17 protein-coding genes are annotated in these 16,091 nt (G+C 64.5%); 10 read left to right on the forward strand and 7 right to left on the reverse strand.

What is annotated here, in order from left to right; genetic code table 11:
- Positions 1-7: 7 nt before the first annotated feature.
- Positions 8-1,168: an acyl-CoA dehydrogenase gene (locus tag AC1TPF_RS12425; protein WP_482138580.1), complete on the reverse strand. Its 1,161-nt coding sequence runs from the start codon at positions 1,166-1,168 to the stop codon at positions 8-10.
- 168 nt (positions 1,169-1,336) lie between these two features.
- Here AC1TPF_RS12425 and AC1TPF_RS12430 point away from each other — a divergent pair, with 168 nt between their 5' ends.
- The gene (locus tag AC1TPF_RS12430) at positions 1,337-2,161 is read left to right on the forward strand and encodes a dienelactone hydrolase family protein (RefSeq protein ID WP_482138578.1); all 825 of its coding nucleotides are present in this window, start codon (positions 1,337-1,339) and stop codon (positions 2,159-2,161) included.
- Positions 2,162-2,219: 58 nt separating this feature from the next.
- On the opposite strand, the gene purE is transcribed toward AC1TPF_RS12430, so the two are convergent.
- Both purE and AC1TPF_RS12440 read right to left on the reverse strand, forming a co-directional pair.
- The gene (gene purE / locus AC1TPF_RS12435) at positions 2,220-2,753 is read right to left on the reverse strand and encodes a 5-(carboxyamino)imidazole ribonucleotide mutase (protein WP_482144198.1); all 534 of its coding nucleotides are present in this window, start codon (positions 2,751-2,753) and stop codon (positions 2,220-2,222) included.
- Positions 2,737-3,945: a 5-(carboxyamino)imidazole ribonucleotide synthase gene (locus AC1TPF_RS12440; protein WP_482138792.1), complete on the reverse strand. Its 1,209-nt coding sequence runs from the start codon at positions 3,943-3,945 to the stop codon at positions 2,737-2,739. Before AC1TPF_RS12440 ends, purE begins: the two co-directional genes overlap by 17 nt.
- Before the next feature lie 225 nt (positions 3,946-4,170).
- On the opposite strand from AC1TPF_RS12440, the gene AC1TPF_RS12445 reads away from it, so the two are divergent.
- Positions 4,171-4,716 carry a GtrA family protein gene (locus AC1TPF_RS12445; protein ID WP_482144200.1) on the forward strand — a complete coding sequence of 182 codons (546 nt, stop codon included), beginning with the start codon at positions 4,171-4,173 and terminating at the stop codon, positions 4,714-4,716.
- 12 nt (positions 4,717-4,728) lie between these two features.
- Here AC1TPF_RS12445 and AC1TPF_RS12450 read toward each other — a convergent pair whose 3' ends face one another.
- From AC1TPF_RS12450 to AC1TPF_RS12460, 3 genes are all read right to left on the reverse strand, one after another.
- Positions 4,729-6,021: a sensor histidine kinase gene (locus AC1TPF_RS12450; protein WP_482144202.1), complete on the reverse strand. Its 1,293-nt coding sequence runs from the start codon at positions 6,019-6,021 to the stop codon at positions 4,729-4,731.
- 26 nt (positions 6,022-6,047) lie between these two features.
- Positions 6,048-6,725: a response regulator transcription factor gene (locus tag AC1TPF_RS12455; protein WP_482138572.1), complete on the reverse strand. Its 678-nt coding sequence runs from the start codon at positions 6,723-6,725 to the stop codon at positions 6,048-6,050.
- A 76-nt stretch (positions 6,726-6,801) separates the two neighbouring features.
- On the reverse strand, positions 6,802-7,353 hold the full coding sequence (locus AC1TPF_RS12460) for a PH domain-containing protein (protein WP_482144203.1): 552 nt from the start codon (positions 7,351-7,353) through the stop codon (positions 6,802-6,804).
- 164 nt (positions 7,354-7,517) lie between these two features.
- Here AC1TPF_RS12460 and AC1TPF_RS12465 point away from each other — a divergent pair, with 164 nt between their 5' ends.
- Entirely contained in the window at positions 7,518-8,135 is a 618-nt protein-coding gene (locus AC1TPF_RS12465; RefSeq protein WP_482138568.1) for a hypothetical protein, read from the forward strand.
- 32 nt (positions 8,136-8,167) lie between these two features.
- Here AC1TPF_RS12465 and AC1TPF_RS12470 read toward each other — a convergent pair whose 3' ends face one another.
- A complete protein-coding gene (locus AC1TPF_RS12470; RefSeq protein ID WP_482138567.1) occupies positions 8,168-9,007 on the reverse strand; it encodes a biotin--[acetyl-CoA-carboxylase] ligase in 840 nt (279 codons plus the stop codon).
- 161 nt (positions 9,008-9,168) lie between these two features.
- Here AC1TPF_RS12470 and AC1TPF_RS12475 point away from each other — a divergent pair, with 161 nt between their 5' ends.
- The 7 genes from AC1TPF_RS12475 (at position 9,169) to AC1TPF_RS12505 (ending at position 16,091) form a co-directional block, all read left to right on the forward strand.
- On the forward strand, positions 9,169-10,797 hold the full coding sequence (locus AC1TPF_RS12475; RefSeq protein WP_482138565.1) for an acyl-CoA carboxylase subunit beta: 1,629 nt from the start codon (positions 9,169-9,171) through the stop codon (positions 10,795-10,797).
- The gene (locus tag AC1TPF_RS12480; RefSeq protein WP_482144204.1) at positions 10,794-11,039 is read left to right on the forward strand and encodes an acyl-CoA carboxylase subunit epsilon; all 246 of its coding nucleotides are present in this window, start codon (positions 10,794-10,796) and stop codon (positions 11,037-11,039) included. The genes AC1TPF_RS12475 and AC1TPF_RS12480 overlap by 4 nt, the downstream gene beginning before the upstream one ends.
- 24 nt (positions 11,040-11,063) lie before the next feature.
- Positions 11,064-11,699, forward strand: coding sequence for a Maf family protein (locus AC1TPF_RS12485; protein ID WP_482144206.1), 636 nt, complete (start codon positions 11,064-11,066; stop codon positions 11,697-11,699).
- 38 nt (positions 11,700-11,737) lie between these two features.
- The gene (locus AC1TPF_RS12490) at positions 11,738-12,706 is read left to right on the forward strand and encodes an ATP-binding cassette domain-containing protein (protein WP_482144208.1); all 969 of its coding nucleotides are present in this window, start codon (positions 11,738-11,740) and stop codon (positions 12,704-12,706) included.
- A complete protein-coding gene (locus AC1TPF_RS12495; protein ID WP_482138558.1) occupies positions 12,703-13,515 on the forward strand; it encodes an ABC transporter permease in 813 nt (270 codons plus the stop codon). Before AC1TPF_RS12490 ends, AC1TPF_RS12495 begins: the two co-directional genes overlap by 4 nt.
- Before the next feature lie 26 nt (positions 13,516-13,541).
- Entirely contained in the window at positions 13,542-14,897 is a 1,356-nt protein-coding gene (locus AC1TPF_RS12500; RefSeq protein ID WP_482144209.1) for a condensation domain-containing protein, read from the forward strand.
- A gap of 171 nt (positions 14,898-15,068) precedes the next feature.
- Entirely contained in the window at positions 15,069-16,091 is a 1,023-nt protein-coding gene (locus tag AC1TPF_RS12505; protein ID WP_482144702.1) for an alpha/beta hydrolase, read from the forward strand.

The following is a 16,091-nucleotide window of genomic DNA, read 5'->3' on the forward strand; positions in this document are numbered from 1 at the left end:
GATGAGGTCAGCGCAACAGTGCGCGCGACATCACGACACGCTGGATCTGGTTGGTGCCTTCGTAGATCTGAGTGATCTTGGCATCGCGCATCATCCGCTCGACCGGGAAGTCGCGGGTGTAGCCGGCGCCACCGAACAGCTGCACCGCGTCGGTGGTGACCTCCATGGCCACATCCGAGGCGAAACACTTGGCAGCGGCCGAGATGAACCCGAGGTTCTTCTCGCCCCGCTCGGCGCGCGCTGCCGAGGTGTACACCATCAGGCGGGCGGCCTCGACCTTCATCGCCATGTCGGCGAGCATGAACTCCACACCCTGGAAGGTGCTGATCGACTTGCCGAACTGCTTGCGATCCTTGGTGTAGGCGATCGCCTGGTCCAACGCGCCCTGTGCGATACCGACGGCCTGTGCGCCGATGGTCGGGCGGGTGTGGTCGAGGGTCTCGAGCGCGGTCTTGAAACCGGTGCCCGGCTCGCCGATGATGCGGTCACCCGGGATGGTGCAGTTCTCGAAGTACAGCTCCGCGGTCGGTGAACCCTTGATGCCGAGCTTCTTCTCCAGCGGGCCGACCGTGAAGCCGGGGTCGTCCTTGTGGACGATGAACGAGGAGATGCCGTTGGCACCCTTGTCGGGATCGGTGACGGCCATGACGGTGTACCAGGTGGACTTACCGCCGTTGGTGATCCAGCACTTGGAGCCGTTGAGCACCCAGTCGTCGCCGACGGCCTTCGCGCGGGTCTTCATCGATGCGGCATCGGAACCGGCTTCGCGCTCGGACAGCGCGTAGGAGGCCATCGCCTCGCCACTGGCGAGGGTCGGCAGAACCTGCCTCTTGAGTTCCTCGGAACCCTTGAGGATCAATCCCATCGTGCCGAGTTTGTTCACGGCCGGGATGAGCGAGGACGACGCGCAGACGCGGGCGACCTCTTCGATCACGATGCACGCCGCGACCGAGTCACCGCCCTGGCCGTCGTATTCCTCGGGCACATGGATGGCGTTGAAACCCGAAGCCTTCAGCGCGGTGAGCGCCTCTTCCGGGAATCGCGCATTCTCATCGACGTCTGCCGCGTGTGGTTCGATTTCTTTTTCCGAGAGCGCCCGAATCGCGGAACGCAGCTCATCGTGCTCTTCAGCGAGCTTGAACAGATCGAAGTCGGGATTGCCGGCCATCAGAACACTCCTAGTAGGCGCCAGTGCGATTTTCCTTCGCCGCAATTCTAGTACCGGCGATCGGTTCAGTTACTGCCGGGTAACTGAAGTCTGTTCGGGCCCCGTCACACGCCCACGAAAGCTAGCCTTGGCGCACCCGAAGACCCGCATGTCGAAAGGCGATCACAGATGAGCGGCCAGAGAGCACCGACAGAAGCACTCTCCGATTTCGAGAAGACGGATTTCACACATTTCGGCAAGACCAGGACCATCTACCGGCGTGGACACGGACCCGCGGTGATCATCATCGCCGAGATACCCGGCATCACACCGAAAGTCCTCGAGTTCGCCCGCAAGGTGTCCGATATCGGTTGCACCGCAGTGCTTCCCAGCCTCTTTGGGATCGACGGTCTGGACCCCAACAGTTCCGGGCCCGCAGACCTGGCAAAAATGGCCGCCTCACTCATCCCGACCTGTATCAGCAGCGAGTTCACCACCCTGGCCACCGGGAAGTCCTCGCCGGTCGTCACCTGGCTGCGCGCACTCGCCGCCGACGAACACGGTCGCTGTGGCGGACCAGGCGTCGGCGCGATCGGAATGTGTTTCACCGGCGGGTTCGCATTGGCGATGGCCACCGACGAACGGCTGCTGGCACCCGTGCTCGCCCAACCGTCGCTGCCTTTTCGGCCGATCAACGCATTGGCAGGCAATATCGACATCTCGCCCGAGGAGCTCGACACCGTCAAAGGCCGCTGCGCCAAAGGCCTTCAGGTACTGGGCGTCCGATTCAAGGGCGACCACATATCTCCCCCAAAGCGTTTCGAATTTCTGCGCAAACAGCTCGGTGACGCATTTGTGGCGATCGAACTCGACGACAGCGCAGCCGGGCCGTCACCGATGCCGCCGCACTCGGCATTGACCGAACACCTCATCGACGAACCCGGCCAGCCCACCCGACAGGCACTTGACGAAGTCCTCGACCTGTTCCGCCGCAAGTTGTTGTCGAGCGTGTAGTTGCCGCGGCATCGACCGAGTGCTCCTCGCCACAACTACACGCTCGACGCGACCATCACTACTCGCCGAGCAGTTTGTCCTGCAGCGCTTGATCTTTGGCCAGGACCATGTCGTTGAGGTCGGCCTGGAACCGTTCCATCCGGGCCCGCAGCGCCGGTTCAGACGAAGCCAGGATCCGGACCGCCAGCAGGCCGGCATTGCGGGCCCCGCCGATCGATACGGTGGCCACCGGCACTCCGGCCGGCATCTGCACGATCGACAGCAATGAATCCATGCCGTCGAGATACTTCAACGGCACCGGTACACCGATCACCGGTAGCGGCGTCGCCGATGCCACCATGCCCGGCAGGTGCGCGGCGCCGCCGGCGCCGGCGATGATCACCGAAATACCTCGGCCGGCAGCATCTTTGGCGTAGTCGAGCATGCGTTGCGGTGTGCGGTGCGCGGAGACGACACCCACCTCGAATCGAACGCCGAACTCCGCGAGCGCCTCGGCGGCGGCCTCCATCGTCGGCCAGTCCGAATCGCTGCCCATGATCAGGCCGACCCGCGGTCCTGACGCCGCCCCTGCAGTTTCACTCACCGTGCACATCCCATCCATCGGTCCAGATCCCGGTCGACATCCAGTGTGCCGCCCGTTCGGCAACCTCCCGCACCCGCGCCACATCGGCCGGGTTGTCGATGTCGTCGGACGCCGCGCCGAGCACGTTGATGTGCCCGATCTTGCGGTCCGGCCGTTCGCCCTTGCCATAGAGGTGCACCCTGGCCTGCGGAATCCGCGCGAACAGGTGATGCAGGCGCTCGTCCATCGACATCTCCGGCGCCTGCTCGGCACCGAGGATGTTGGCCATCACGGTGATCGGCACGAGGGCGCCGGTGTCGCCGAGCGGGTAATCGAGCACGGCGCGCAGATGCTGTTCGAACTGCCCGGTGACCGCGCCGTCCATGCTCCAGTGGCCACTGTTGTGCGGCCGCATCGCCAGCTCGTTCACCAGCAGCTCGCCATCCTTGGTTTCGAACAATTCCACCGCCATCACGCCCACCACACCGAGTTCAGCGGCGAGCGACAACGCCAGACGCTGCGCCTGCGCTGCGACATCGGGGTCGAGGGACGGTGCCGGCGCGATCACGACGGCGCACTGACCTTTGCGCTGCACGGTTTCGACGACCGGCCACACCGCTCCCTGACCGAAGGGTGAGCGCCCGACCATCGCCGACAGTTCACGGCGCAGCGCCACCTTCTGCTCGGCCATCAACGCCGTTCCCTCGGGGGCCTTCGCCAGGACTTCGAGTGCCTGCTCCCGACTCTCCAGGAGCCAGACACCACGCCCGTCGTAGCCGCCGCGGATCGCTTTGAGGACGATCTCCCAGTGATGTCGGTCACCGAATTCGATCAGTTGAGCCTGCGGATCAGCGCCCGCCAATTCCACGTAGTCCGGGATCGGGGCGCCCAGTGATGCCAGTTTGCCGCGCATCGCCAGTTTGTCCTGGGCGTAGATCAACGCGGTCGGCGGCGGAAACACCTTGACGCCCTCGGAGACGAGAACCTCGAGATGTTCGACGGGCACACCTTCGTGATCGAAGGTCAGCGCATGGCAACCGCGGGCGGCGGCTCGCAGATCGTCGAGGTTGGTATGTGAACCCAGAACCAGGTCAGGGGTCACCTGACCGGCGGGTTCGTCGGCTGAAGCGGCCAAGACCCGCAGCCGCTGGCCAAGCGCAATCGCTGCCTGGTGTGTCATCCGGGCCAGCTGACCGCCGCCGATCATGGTCACCACCGGCATACCCGATACCGCTGCCTGCCGACTGCCGGTCGCCGCGGCGGCGCTTCCTGCCGGGGCCGGGGCAGGGGCAGGCGGAGCCGTTGCCACGATCGATTCAGGGGATGGGATTCGATCACTCGTCACGGCTACCAATCGTGTCATGTTCGACCCCAGATGAATGACACGGGCAGGCCACACGCACGGAGATTCGTTCCGGCGGGTGGTTATTTCGTAGACTGCATCCTTGTGTCATTCATCGACGGGCTGCTGTCCCGTACTCCAGCGCCGATCCGAGCGCTGGCGATGCGTCACAACGAGCTGATCAAGTTCGCGATCATCGGCGGATCGATGATGATCCTCGACATGGCGATCTTCTATTCGCTGAGCTTGACCGTTCTCGACAACAAGCCGGTCATCGCCAAGATCATCTCCGGTGTACTGGCCACGATCGTCAGCTACGTCCTCAACCGCGAGTGGGCATTCAAGAACCGTGGCGGCCGCGAAACGCACCACGAAGCCATGCTGTTCTTCGCGATCAGCGGCGTCGGCGTCGTGTTGCAGGCAGCGCCGCTGTTCGTCGCCAACAACCTCTTCGACATCCGTAGTTCGGTCGATGTCACCCAGCTGGTCTTCATCGACTTCGTCCTGGGCTACATCATCGGCAATCTGCTCCAGATGGCATTCCGATTCTGGGCGCTGCGCCGCTTCGCCTTCCCCGAGTCCGAGCTGGACGCAGGCGGATCGGTCCCCACCGGTCTCGAACCAACACCCGGCGACCTCGGCCACAGCTGAGCGGTCCGGGGTTCACCGGGGCTCTACCCGGCTGTTCGATGCATCCGCGCTGTCCTCCTCGACGTCGTACCTGGGCACGACAATCGCGAACGTCGGTGGACGACGATGCAACAGATCCAGCCGACCGCCATCGGCCTCGATGAGAGATCTCGCCAGCGACAGTCCGACACCGCTCGAACCGCCCTCCGAATAGCCGCGCTGAAATACGTGCGGCGCACTTTTGTCGGTCACGCCCGGACCCTGATCCGACACCGAGATCCGGATCATGCCGCTGCCAGGCAGTTCCTGGGTGTCGACGACGGTATCGCCCTGACCGTGTTGCAGTGCGTTGTCGACGAGCACCGCGAGCGCCTCCCGCAACCGGGTGGGCGTCACCCGTGCGGCAGCCTGTCCGGTCGTCTGCACGGTCAACTGACGACCCTGCACCGCGAACGCCTGATCGAAGTCGGAGACCACCAACGCGACCTGCTGCGAGATGTCGACCGGCTCGAGCATCGCGACCTGTTCGCCGCGGGCCGCGGTGATCAGCTCGTCGAGTTCGTTGGTCAGTCGTTCCACCTGTCCCAAGGCCGCTTCCGCTTCGTTGACGACATCGGTGTCGGGATGGATCGACAACTCTTCGAGCCGTAGCCGGATCGCGGTGAGCCGACTACGAAGTTGATGGGATACCTCGCCGACGATCCGGCCCTCCCGTTCGAGCCGGGTGATGATCTCCCGGTTCGCGGCGTCGAGAGCGGACGACATCCGGTCGAGCTCTTCGATGTCGTAGTGCCTGCCTTCGGTCCCGAAGTCACCCTGCGCCATCCGCGCCGCGCGCTCCGCGACATCTTCGAGTGGATCGGCCAGGCGCCCGGCGGTGACGGCCGCGACCACGACGCCTGCGATCACGGACATCGTCACGACCAGCGACACGACGCCGACGGCAGCCAACTGCCTGCTGCGCACCTGGGTCTGCGGAATCGACAGGGTCAACGACCCCGCCTCCCCCAAGGCGAGCGATTCGCTGACCGATCGTTCATCGAACTCGGTGCCGATGCCGACTTCCCGTTGTTCGGTCCCGCTCGTCGTCGCCACCGGAAAAGTGATCACCAATCGGCCCTCGGCAGGGATGAGCAGGCGAAACTTCTCCCGATCGAGTGCCCCGGTGATCGTGCCGTCGGAGCCTTCCTGGAGGAGCAGTTCTGTCGAGATACGTTTGAGGCGGTCATCGAGGTCCTGGTGTGCGGTGTCGTCCACCCACCACCAGGCGGTGACCATCAGGGGCACGCCGAGGAGCAGCCCGATGCCCACGACCATGCCGATCATCGACCGGAGAATGCGGCCGCGCACGTCTAGTCGGGATCGAAGCGGAAGCCGACACCGCGGACGGTCACGATCCGCTTCCGACGGTTGGGCTGGTCGTCCCCGATCTTTCGGCGCAACCAGGAGATGTGCATGTCGAGCGTCTTGGAGGAGAGCAGATCCGGGGTGCCCCAGACCTCGGTCAGGATCTCTTCCCGACTGACCACCTCACCGGCCCGCTCCATCAGGTAACGCAACAGGTCGAACTCTCGGTTGGCGAGCGTGGTGTCCACGCCGGACACCTGGACACGTCGCCCCCGGGCGTCGAGGTGGATGTCGCCGGCCTCGAGCACCACGTCGGCGGTCTGCTTGCGGCGCAACAACGCTCGGACCCGGGCCAGCAGTTCGGCAAGCCGAAAGGGCTTCCCGACGTAGTCGTCCGCTCCGGCATCGAGACCGACGACGAAGTCGACCTCGTCGGTGCGGGCGGTGAGCATCAGCACGGCCAGTTGAGGCCGGGACTGCCGGATGCGGCGGCACACCTCGAGACCATCCATCTCCGGTAGACCGAGGTCGAGGACCAACAGGTCGAACCGTCCACTGGCGGCGCGTTCGAGTGCGTCGGTACCCGTGGTGACAACCTCGCAGCCGTAACCCTCACGCGTCAGCGCACGTGCCAGCGGCGCGGATATCGCTTCATCGTCTTCGGCGAGCAGAACGTCGGTCACTTGATCAACTTAGGCCCCCGGCGCACAGATGTGCCGCCAACGCCCATGTCTGCACCTGGAAAGTCTGCGACGTCACTCACCTGCGACCACGGAAGTCTTCGCCGTCGGCGGTGTCGAAGACCTCGTGATAGAGCAGTGAATGGACGCGTTCGACCTGTGGGATGTCGTTGAACTCGAGGGGATCCTCGGATGCCGACTCGATGATGAGCGTTCCCGTCCGCAGTATCCGGTCGATCAGGCCGTGCCGGAACTCGACCGAGTTGATGCGCTGGACCGGGATGTCGATCCCGGACCGGGTGATGATGCCGTTGCGGTAGGTCACGCGACGGTCGGTGAGCACGAAATGGGTGGTCCGCCAGCTGATGAACGGCCGGATGAAGAACCACAACACCAGGGCCAGCCACGCCGCCGCGATGATGATGCCCAGGATCGTCTTCGTGGATGATCCGACATCCGAGGTCGACAGGTATCCGCCCGCGACACCGGCCAGAGCCGTACCGAGAACAAATACCAGGATCGGCATCAGCAGGCACTTCCAGTGCGGGTGGTGGTGCAGGATCACGCGTTCACCCTGGGCCAAAATGCTCTCCGGATACCCCATCAACAGGCCTTCCCTCTCGATACGCATATGACCCGACGCGCCGGTCCGCCACATCTGGACGTGCCGCAATCAAACCACCCGCAGGCCACTCCTGACGCCGGGTCCGGGCCGGTGGGGGTTACGGTTGTCGCCTCATCATTGAACACCGCAGGTTTCGGTGATCAGTAGACTCACCTGCAGGGAGGTGCCCGATGTACCCGAATGATCCGAACAACCCACGCACCCGGCGTTACGACCGCGGACAGGACCCCGATTCGCAGGCATACAGCCAGGCCTACCCCGAGCAGGGCTACCAGCAACCCCACGATCAGTATCCGGCAGGCCAGTACCCCGCCGATCAGAACTACGCGCCCCCGGCGGCGCCGAAGCGACGACCGAAACCCAATCGGCCACAGGTCAATCCGACGATGTTCATCGGCGGCGTCCTGGCCACGGCCGTGGTCACCGGACTCGCGGCCTGGCTGGTCGCGTGGATCATCCGGCTCATCATCACCCGCGTGAACGAAACCGGTGCGCTCGGTGTGTGGAATCCGATGGCCAACGACGAGTACTGGTTTGCCGTCGTGGCGTTCCTCTGCGCCATCTTCGCAGGTGCGCTCTGGTACGTCCTGCAACTGGCGACCCCGGCACCCAACGACTTCTTCAAGTGGATCGTCGGACTGCTGATCGTCGCGGCGATCCTGATCCCGCTGCTGCTGTCTCGGGAATGGACCACCGGCATCTCGACCGCAATCGTCCACGCGGTGATCGGTCTTCCGATCATGTTCCTCATCCCGGCGATGGGCACGAAGAGCATGGACCGCCACTGATCTGAAGTCCGACGAGCTCGCGGGCGCGGGGATCAGTCGGTGATGCGCAAGTGCGTCACGTCGCCTGCGGACACCGCCACCCGCTCCCCGCGCTTGTCCTGCACGACAACCCGCCCGGTGCTGTCGATCTCGACCGCGACACCCTCGAGGAGTTTGTCGAGGGGCAACTCCACCCGGACCTGATGGCCGAGCGTGGCGCAGCGCTCGCGATAGTCCTGCCGCAGCCCGTCGAGGTCATCCGGCCACTGCCCCAGCCTGCGGTCCAGCGCGACGAGAACGGCTGCGGCGAGGTCTTGCCTGTTCACGTGGGCACCCGCCAGCTCGAGCGAGATCGCCGTCGGGACCGGAAGCTCGGCCTCGGTGAGGCTGACGTTGATCCCGATCCCGATGATCGCCGCCGCACCCGAGGGTCCACGGGTCAGTTCGGCCAGGATTCCGCAGACCTTCCGGCCGCCGATACCTTCGGTGGTCTCGCCGGGCGCCGGTAACAGAACATCGTTGGGCCACTTGAGCACCGGCTCGAGGTCACTGACCGCCCCGATGCCATCGACCACCGCAAGGCCGGCCAGCAGTGGCAACCAGCCGAGCGCGGCCGGAGCGTTTGCGGTATCCGCCGTCACCGCCACGGACATCGCCACCTGCGAGCGCGGCGGGCTCACCCACTGCCGCGTGTGACGTCCACGGCCCGCACTCTGGTGTTCGGCGACCACAACGGACCCGACACAGTTCGATGTCGCGGCCAGCGCCACCAGATCGGCATTGGTCGAACCGGTTTCCTCGACCACCCGTACCGAGCTCCAGCGGGTACCGGTCACCGCTTCTCGGAGTGCCTGCTCATCGATCGGATCACGCTTGATTGCCTGCGGGTTCATGCCATCAGCGTAGGGGCCGACATCGAGGAGATTCTCGGCTGTCCGCAGCGAGTTCGAGACGAAGATTTACCTGTATCCGGCGGTACCACTTCAAATGTGAGTTAAACCTCAGGTTAGCCCGGCGCGCACCCCCTTCACACAGTGTGGATAGCATCAAAGCCATGACGAGTTCCCCCCAGGACGCGCAAGCGGCGCCGGACATCCACACAACTGCCGGAAAACTCACTGACCTGCACAATCGCCTTGCCGAGGCAAAGCACCCGGTCGGCGAAGCAGCAGTCGAGAAAACCCACGAGAAGGGCAAGCTCACTGCACGAGAGCGCATCACCCATCTCCTGGATGACGGTTCGTTTGTCGAACTCGATGCACTGGCCCGTCACCGCAGCACCAACTTCGGACTGGGCGATCGCCGTCCGGTCGGCGACGGTGTGGTCACCGGATACGGCACGATCGACGGCCGCGAGGTCTGCGTGTTCAGCCAGGACGTCACCGTGTTCGGTGGCAGCCTCGGCGAGGTCTACGGCGAGAAGATCGTCAAGGTGATGGACCTGGCGATCAAGACCGGCCGTCCGCTGGTCGGCATCAACGAAGGCGCAGGCGCCCGCATCCAGGAAGGCGTTGTCTCCCTGGGTCTGTACGGCGAGATCTTCCACCGCAACGTGCGCGCCTCTGGCGTCATCCCCCAGATCTCACTGATCATGGGCGCCGCGGCCGGCGGCCACGTCTACTCCCCCGCCCTGACCGACTTTGTTGTCATGGTCGACAAGACCAGCCAGATGTTCGTGACCGGCCCCGACGTGATCAAGACCGTCACCGGCGAGGACGTCACGATGGAAGACCTCGGCGGCGCCCACACCCACATGGCGAAATCCGGTGTTGCGCACTACGTCGGCACCGACGAAGAAGACGCCCTGGAGTACGTCAAGGATCTGCTGAGCTACCTGCCGAGCAACAACCGCGGCGAGGCCCCTCGCCTGCCGGTTGCCGCGCCTGCCGCCGGTTCGATCGAGGAGACCCTGACCGACGAGGACCTCGAGCTCGACACCCTCATCCCGGACTCCCCGAACCAGCCGTATGACATGCATGAGGTCATCCGCCGCATCCTCGACGACGACGAATTCCTCGAGGTGCAGGCCGAGCGTGCGATGAACATCATCGTCGGCTTCGGCCGCGTCGACGGACGCAGCGTCGGCCTCGTCGCCAATCAGCCGACCCAGTTCGCCGGCTGCCTCGACATCGACGCGTCCGAGAAGGCCGCCCGTTTCGTGCGCACCTGCGACGCGTTCAACGTTCCGATCATCACCCTGGTCGATGTGCCGGGATTCCTGCCCGGAACCGAGCAGGAGTTCAACGGCATCATCCGTCGCGGCGCCAAGCTCCTCTACGCCTACGGCGAGGCCACGGTCGGCAAGATCACCGTCATCACCCGCAAGGCTTACGGCGGCGCATACGACGTCATGGGCTCCAAGCACATGGGCGCCGACGTGAACCTGGCCTGGCCGACGGCTCAGATCGCTGTCATGGGCGCCTCGGGCGCGGTGGGCTTCGTCTACCGCAGCAAGCTCAAGGAAGCCGCCGCCAACGGCGACGACGTCGATGCTCTGCGCCTGCAGCTGCAGCAGGAATACGAGGACACCCTCGTCAATCCGTATGTCGCCGCCGAGCGTGGATACGTCGACGCGGTGATCCCGCCGTCGCACACCCGCGGTCAGATCGCCACCGCACTCAAACTCCTTGAGCGCAAGATGGTGAGCATGCCGCCGAAGAAGCACGGGAACATCCCCCTATGAGCGAGCACACAACACCCACAGGCGAGACCGCCCCGGCCGCTGCGCCGTTCCTCACCGTGGTCAAGGGCAATCCGACCGACGTCGAGGTCGCTGCCCTGGTCGGTGTCCTCGCGGCAGCAAGCGGGTCGGGTGCACCCGCCGATCCCGGCCCCCGCAACCTCTGGGGTTCACACGTAGACCGGCTTCGGCCGGCAGGTGCGTTGGCGCCCAGCGCTTTTCCGAACCTGCGCTGGGATTACTGACCCGGTGACGCCCGGTTACCGCCGATGACCCGGTTCATCCTGGCATCGGCGTCACCCGCACGTCGCAAGATTCTCGACGCCGCCGGCATCAGTCCGGTGGTGTCGGTCTCCGAAGTCGATGAGGACGCGCTGCTTGCACAAGCAGGCAGCGCGGCCTCACCTTCGGCGATCGTGACGCTGCTGGCCCGTGCCAAGGCACTGGACGTGGCCGGTCGCCTCGACACCGATCTCGCGGTGGATTCGGTGCTCGTCGGTTGCGATTCGATGCTGCTGCGCGATGGGGTGCTCACCGGCAAGCCACACACCGCGCCCCTCGCTCGCTCCCAGTGGATCGAGATGCGCGGTACCGAAGCGCAGTTGATCACCGGACATTGTCTGCTCCGATTGATCGACGGCGAGATCGTGTCCACCGAAACCGGCAGTGTCGCAACAACTATTCGCTTCAGCTCCCCCACCGATGACCAGATCGACGCGTACGTCGGCACCGGCGAGCCCCTGCAGGTCGCCGGAGCGTTCACCCTCGACGGGCTCGGCGGCTGGTTCATCGACGGCATCGACGGCGACCCGTCATCGGTGATCGGGATCAGCCTCCCGCTTGTCCGAACGCTGCTCGATCGGGTTGGCCTCAGTGTCACGGACCTGTGGTCCCCCGGGGGATGACCATGACATCGCGGACGCGGCCCGACTAGCCTGTACGCGTGATAACTGAACCGATGGGATCGACCAACGACCTCGCCATCGAAGTACGAAGTCTGTGCAAGAGTTTCGGCGACCACCGTGCGGTCGACAACATCGACCTGACCGTCGCGCGGGGGACGGTCTGCGGTGTCCTCGGCCCGAACGGGGCCGGCAAGACCACGATGATCCGGATGCTCACCACGCTGCTGCGACCCGACTCCGGGACAGCTCTGATCCTCGGCCGCGACGTCGTCCGTGAAGGACCCGCAATCCGGTCCCTCATCTCCTTGACCGGGCAGTACGCCTCGGTCGACGACGATCTCACCGCCGCCGAGAACCTCGACATCTTCGGCAGGTTGCTCGGTCTACGTAATGCCGAAGCCCGGAGCCGGGCCCGCGAGCTCGTCGACGAATACGGGCTCACCGCTGCAGGGGGGCGCCCGGTCCGGAAGTTCTCCGGCGGGATGCGGCGCCGACTCGATTTGGCGGCCAGCATGATTCGTCGACCAGAACTGTTGTTCCTCGATGAACCGACCACCGGACTCGATCCGCGGACGCGAATCCAATTGTGGGAGATGGTTCGAGGTGTGGTCGCAGCCGGCACGACAGTTCTGTTGACCACCCAGTATCTCGATGAAGCCGACGCCCTCGCCGATCACCTCGTGGTCATCGATCACGGTCACGTGGTCGCAGACGGCACACCGGAATCGCTGAAACGTTCGGTCGGCAACTACGCCCTTTCGATCACGCTCGCCCGCGCCCACGATCGCGCCCGCGCAACCGAGATCATCATGCGGTTGCTCGACGGGCCGATCGAGTTCGAGGAGAGAACGCGGCAATTGACGATGTCGGTGAGCGATTCGGCGCGTTCGGCGCAGGTGATCGCGGCACTCGCCGACCAGTCGATCGAGGTGCAGGAACTCAGCGTCCACAAGCCGTCACTCGACGAGGTGTTCTTTGCGCTGACCGAGGATCGGAGCCCGGCATGACCATCGACCGGACGACCGAATTGTCGAACGACCCGGCACTCGGGCACATAACCACCAGAAAAGCTTTGCGCGACACGTCGACCATGGCCCGTCGGGGCCTGCTGAAGTTCAAACACACACCGCAACAACTACTCGACGTCATCGTGGTACCCATCGTGTTCACCGTGATGTTCGCCAACATATTCGGCGGCGCGATCGCCGGGAGTGTCGACGCCTATCTACCCGTCCTCATCCCTGGGGTGCTGGTGAACATCGTGATCACGAGCACCGTCGTGGTCGGGGTCCAATTGCGCGTGGACATCGACCGCGGTGTCTTCGATCGCTTCGTGTCGCTGCCGATCTCGCGAATCGCGCCGCTGGCCGGTTCGCTGGTTGCCGCCGTGGTCCGCTATGTCATCGCGATCGTCATCACCCTGGTGGTCGGATTGTGCATGGGATATCAGCCCGCGAGCGCCTTTGGCACGCTGGCCGCAATCGCCTTGGTGATCTACGCGGCCTTCTCGTTGAGCTGGATTTTTGCGTTCATCGGAGTCCTGATGAGTAAGGCCTCGTCGATTCAGGGGATCTCGGCGCTCACGCTGACGACTCTGGGCTTCATGTCCAACGCCTTTGTGCCGACCGAGAGCATGCCGGAGTGGATGCGAACGATCGCCGACATCAACCCGATCTCGCATCTGGTCTCCGCGGTACGTTCGCTGGCCAATGAGGGCCAAGCCGACATGCACATCGTGTGGTCGTTGTTAGGCTCCACCGTGGTCATCGCGGTGATCGCACCGCTGACCGTGAAGACGTACTTGCGGCGGCTGTAGTCCGACCGCCCAACGAAGGAGTTTTGGTGGGTCAGTCGCCCTCGGTTCAACGCATCACCCCCGACGATGATCTCTTCGTCCGGATGCACCGGGCGGCAGGCCTCGGAGTCGTGAGCCAGATGGTCTGGAGATTGAAATCTCCACTCGACGCAGGCGAGCTGGAACAGTTCGGGACCGCGCTGGCGGCAGGGCATTTCAATCGGGTCCTGCGCCGGAGGCGGCTGCCGCTGGCCCGCGACCACTGGATCCGTGGCGGAACACCCGGTGCTGTCCATGTCGACTCGGCCGCATTGGACGCCGATCAGATCCACGACTGGATCGATACCGCCGCCCAGTTCGAGGTCGACCTCACCGCCGGTCCGGTGTGGGAGCTCCGTTCTGCCCCACTGCTCGACGGCGGCGAGCTGGTGTCGCTCTGTTTCTCACACGCAGTGGCGGACGGCGCCCTCTTCGGCAAGAACATCGATGCCGCACTCTCCGCCGAGCCCCCCACGATCCCGCCTGCCACACCGGTGCGGTCGCGCGACGACCTGTCCGACGCGGTGGGTCAACTTCGTCAGATCTGCGGAGGTCTGGCCACTCTGGCCGCATCGTGGATACGGTCTCGACGCAGTGCCGAAGAACGTCCTGCCGACGTCGTGACCTCGTTGTCCGTTCCGTTTCCGGCCCATATAGAGGTGCCCGACGATGGTCCCGGGTACATCGCGCCGTTCGCGGTCGCCAGTATGCCGACAAAAGAATGGCTCGATGTCGCCGCCAGACACGGGGGTTCGGGGAACTCGTTGTTCGTGGCCATGGTCGTGGGGATCCTGGTCGGGACCGGCCGCGCCTGCTGGGACGACACCGTCCGCGTGTCGGTCCCGATGACCGCCCGCACGGACCCCGACGACATCCGGTCCAACGTGACCACCGGCCGCTCCCTTGACCTTCCGGCCCGACTGAGCCAGGAGCGGGATCTGGAGGCCGTCAAGGCACATTCAAAACTCATGTACATCGATTCGGCGCGGCGACCGAGCACGATCACTCTCCTGCAACCGCTGGCGCAGGCGCTGAGCGATCGAACACTGCTCCGACTCAACCAACGAGCCTCGACGCCGCTGGCGTTGGCGTCGAATATGGGGACCTTCAGTGCCACATTCGGTGGCCTCGGGCGCCCCGGCCGAGTCGATAAATTCATGGGCAGGTCCGTCACGCCCGCCATCACCCGCGAACGGCTCGTCCAACTCCGTGGCGGCCTGATGGCCTGCGCGATCGTCAGTGGCGAAACCATGAACCTCACGGTCAGCGGCCTGGATCCGGTTGCGTTGCCGGACACGGACACACTCTCCGAACTACTCGCCTCCGAGTGCGCCCGTTGGGATCTCAAACCCATACTGTGGTGACGCGCTGGATCGCAAATCAATTGATCTGAGCGCAGGTGTGTCCCAACCCATATTATGATCACGCGACTGCATCGGAACGATGACGACGATGTTTCATCACACCGCAGTACCTCTTGTCCGAGTACCTCTTGTCCGAAAACCCGAAGGGACCACTTGATGCCACGTGCACCGATGACAGCTGCCGACGGCGCGGCGCGCCGCCACAGATTCTTCAGGCAGCTGTTGGTGCTCGCGGCACTCTCCACCCCGATCGTTGCGATGACAGCGCCCGCCGCAGCCGCACCGGCACCGGTTTCGACGGTCGAGCAGGTCGTCCAAGAGGGCCCGACCCAGTGGGCGATGTACGTGCACTCCGCCTCGATGGACCAGACCATCAAGGTTCAGGTCCTGACACCCGAAGTCGCCACGTCAACCACTCGCCCTTCGCTGTACATGCTCAGCGGGCTCGGCGAGGAAGACCCGACCAACAGCATGTGGTTGCGCAAGACCGACGCCGTCGACTTCTACAAATCGAAGAACGTCAACGTCGTGTTGCCGCTGGCGGGCAACGGCAGTTTCTACACGGATTGGCAACGCGACGATCCAGAGCTCGGACGCTATCGGTGGGAGACCTTTCTGACCGAGGAACTCCCGCCATTGGTGGATGCCGAGTTCGACGGCAATGGAACCCGCGGGATCGCCGGCCTGTCCATGGGCGCCGGCTCTTCGCTCACCCTGGCCTCCCGCAACCCGGGTTTCTACCGGTCGGTGGCGGCCTACAGCGGCTGCTATTCGACTGCAGATCCGGGCACACAGGTGTTGACCAGGGGTATCGTCGCAGCGTTCGGCGGCAATGCGGACAACATGTGGGGCCCCATGGGCGATCCCGACTGGGCGGCACACGACGTTCTGCTCCGCGCAGGCGGACTTCGCGATGCAGCCATCTACGTCTCGGTCGGATCCGGATTGCCGGGTACGTACGACGCCCCGGGCTATCCGGGAAACAGCAACCCGTTCGACCGTGTCGTCGTAGGCGGCACGATCGAACTGGGTTCGCTATGGTGCACCCAACAGTTGGCTACCGAATTGGCCCATCGAGACATACCAGCGACGTTTGATTTCGAGGACCTGGGCACACATTCGTGGCCATACTGGGTCGCTCAAATGCACAAGAGCTGGCCGGTGCTCGCACGGGGTCTCGGAATTTCGGCCTGA

Source organism: Williamsia sp. Y853 (assembly GCF_056786495.1).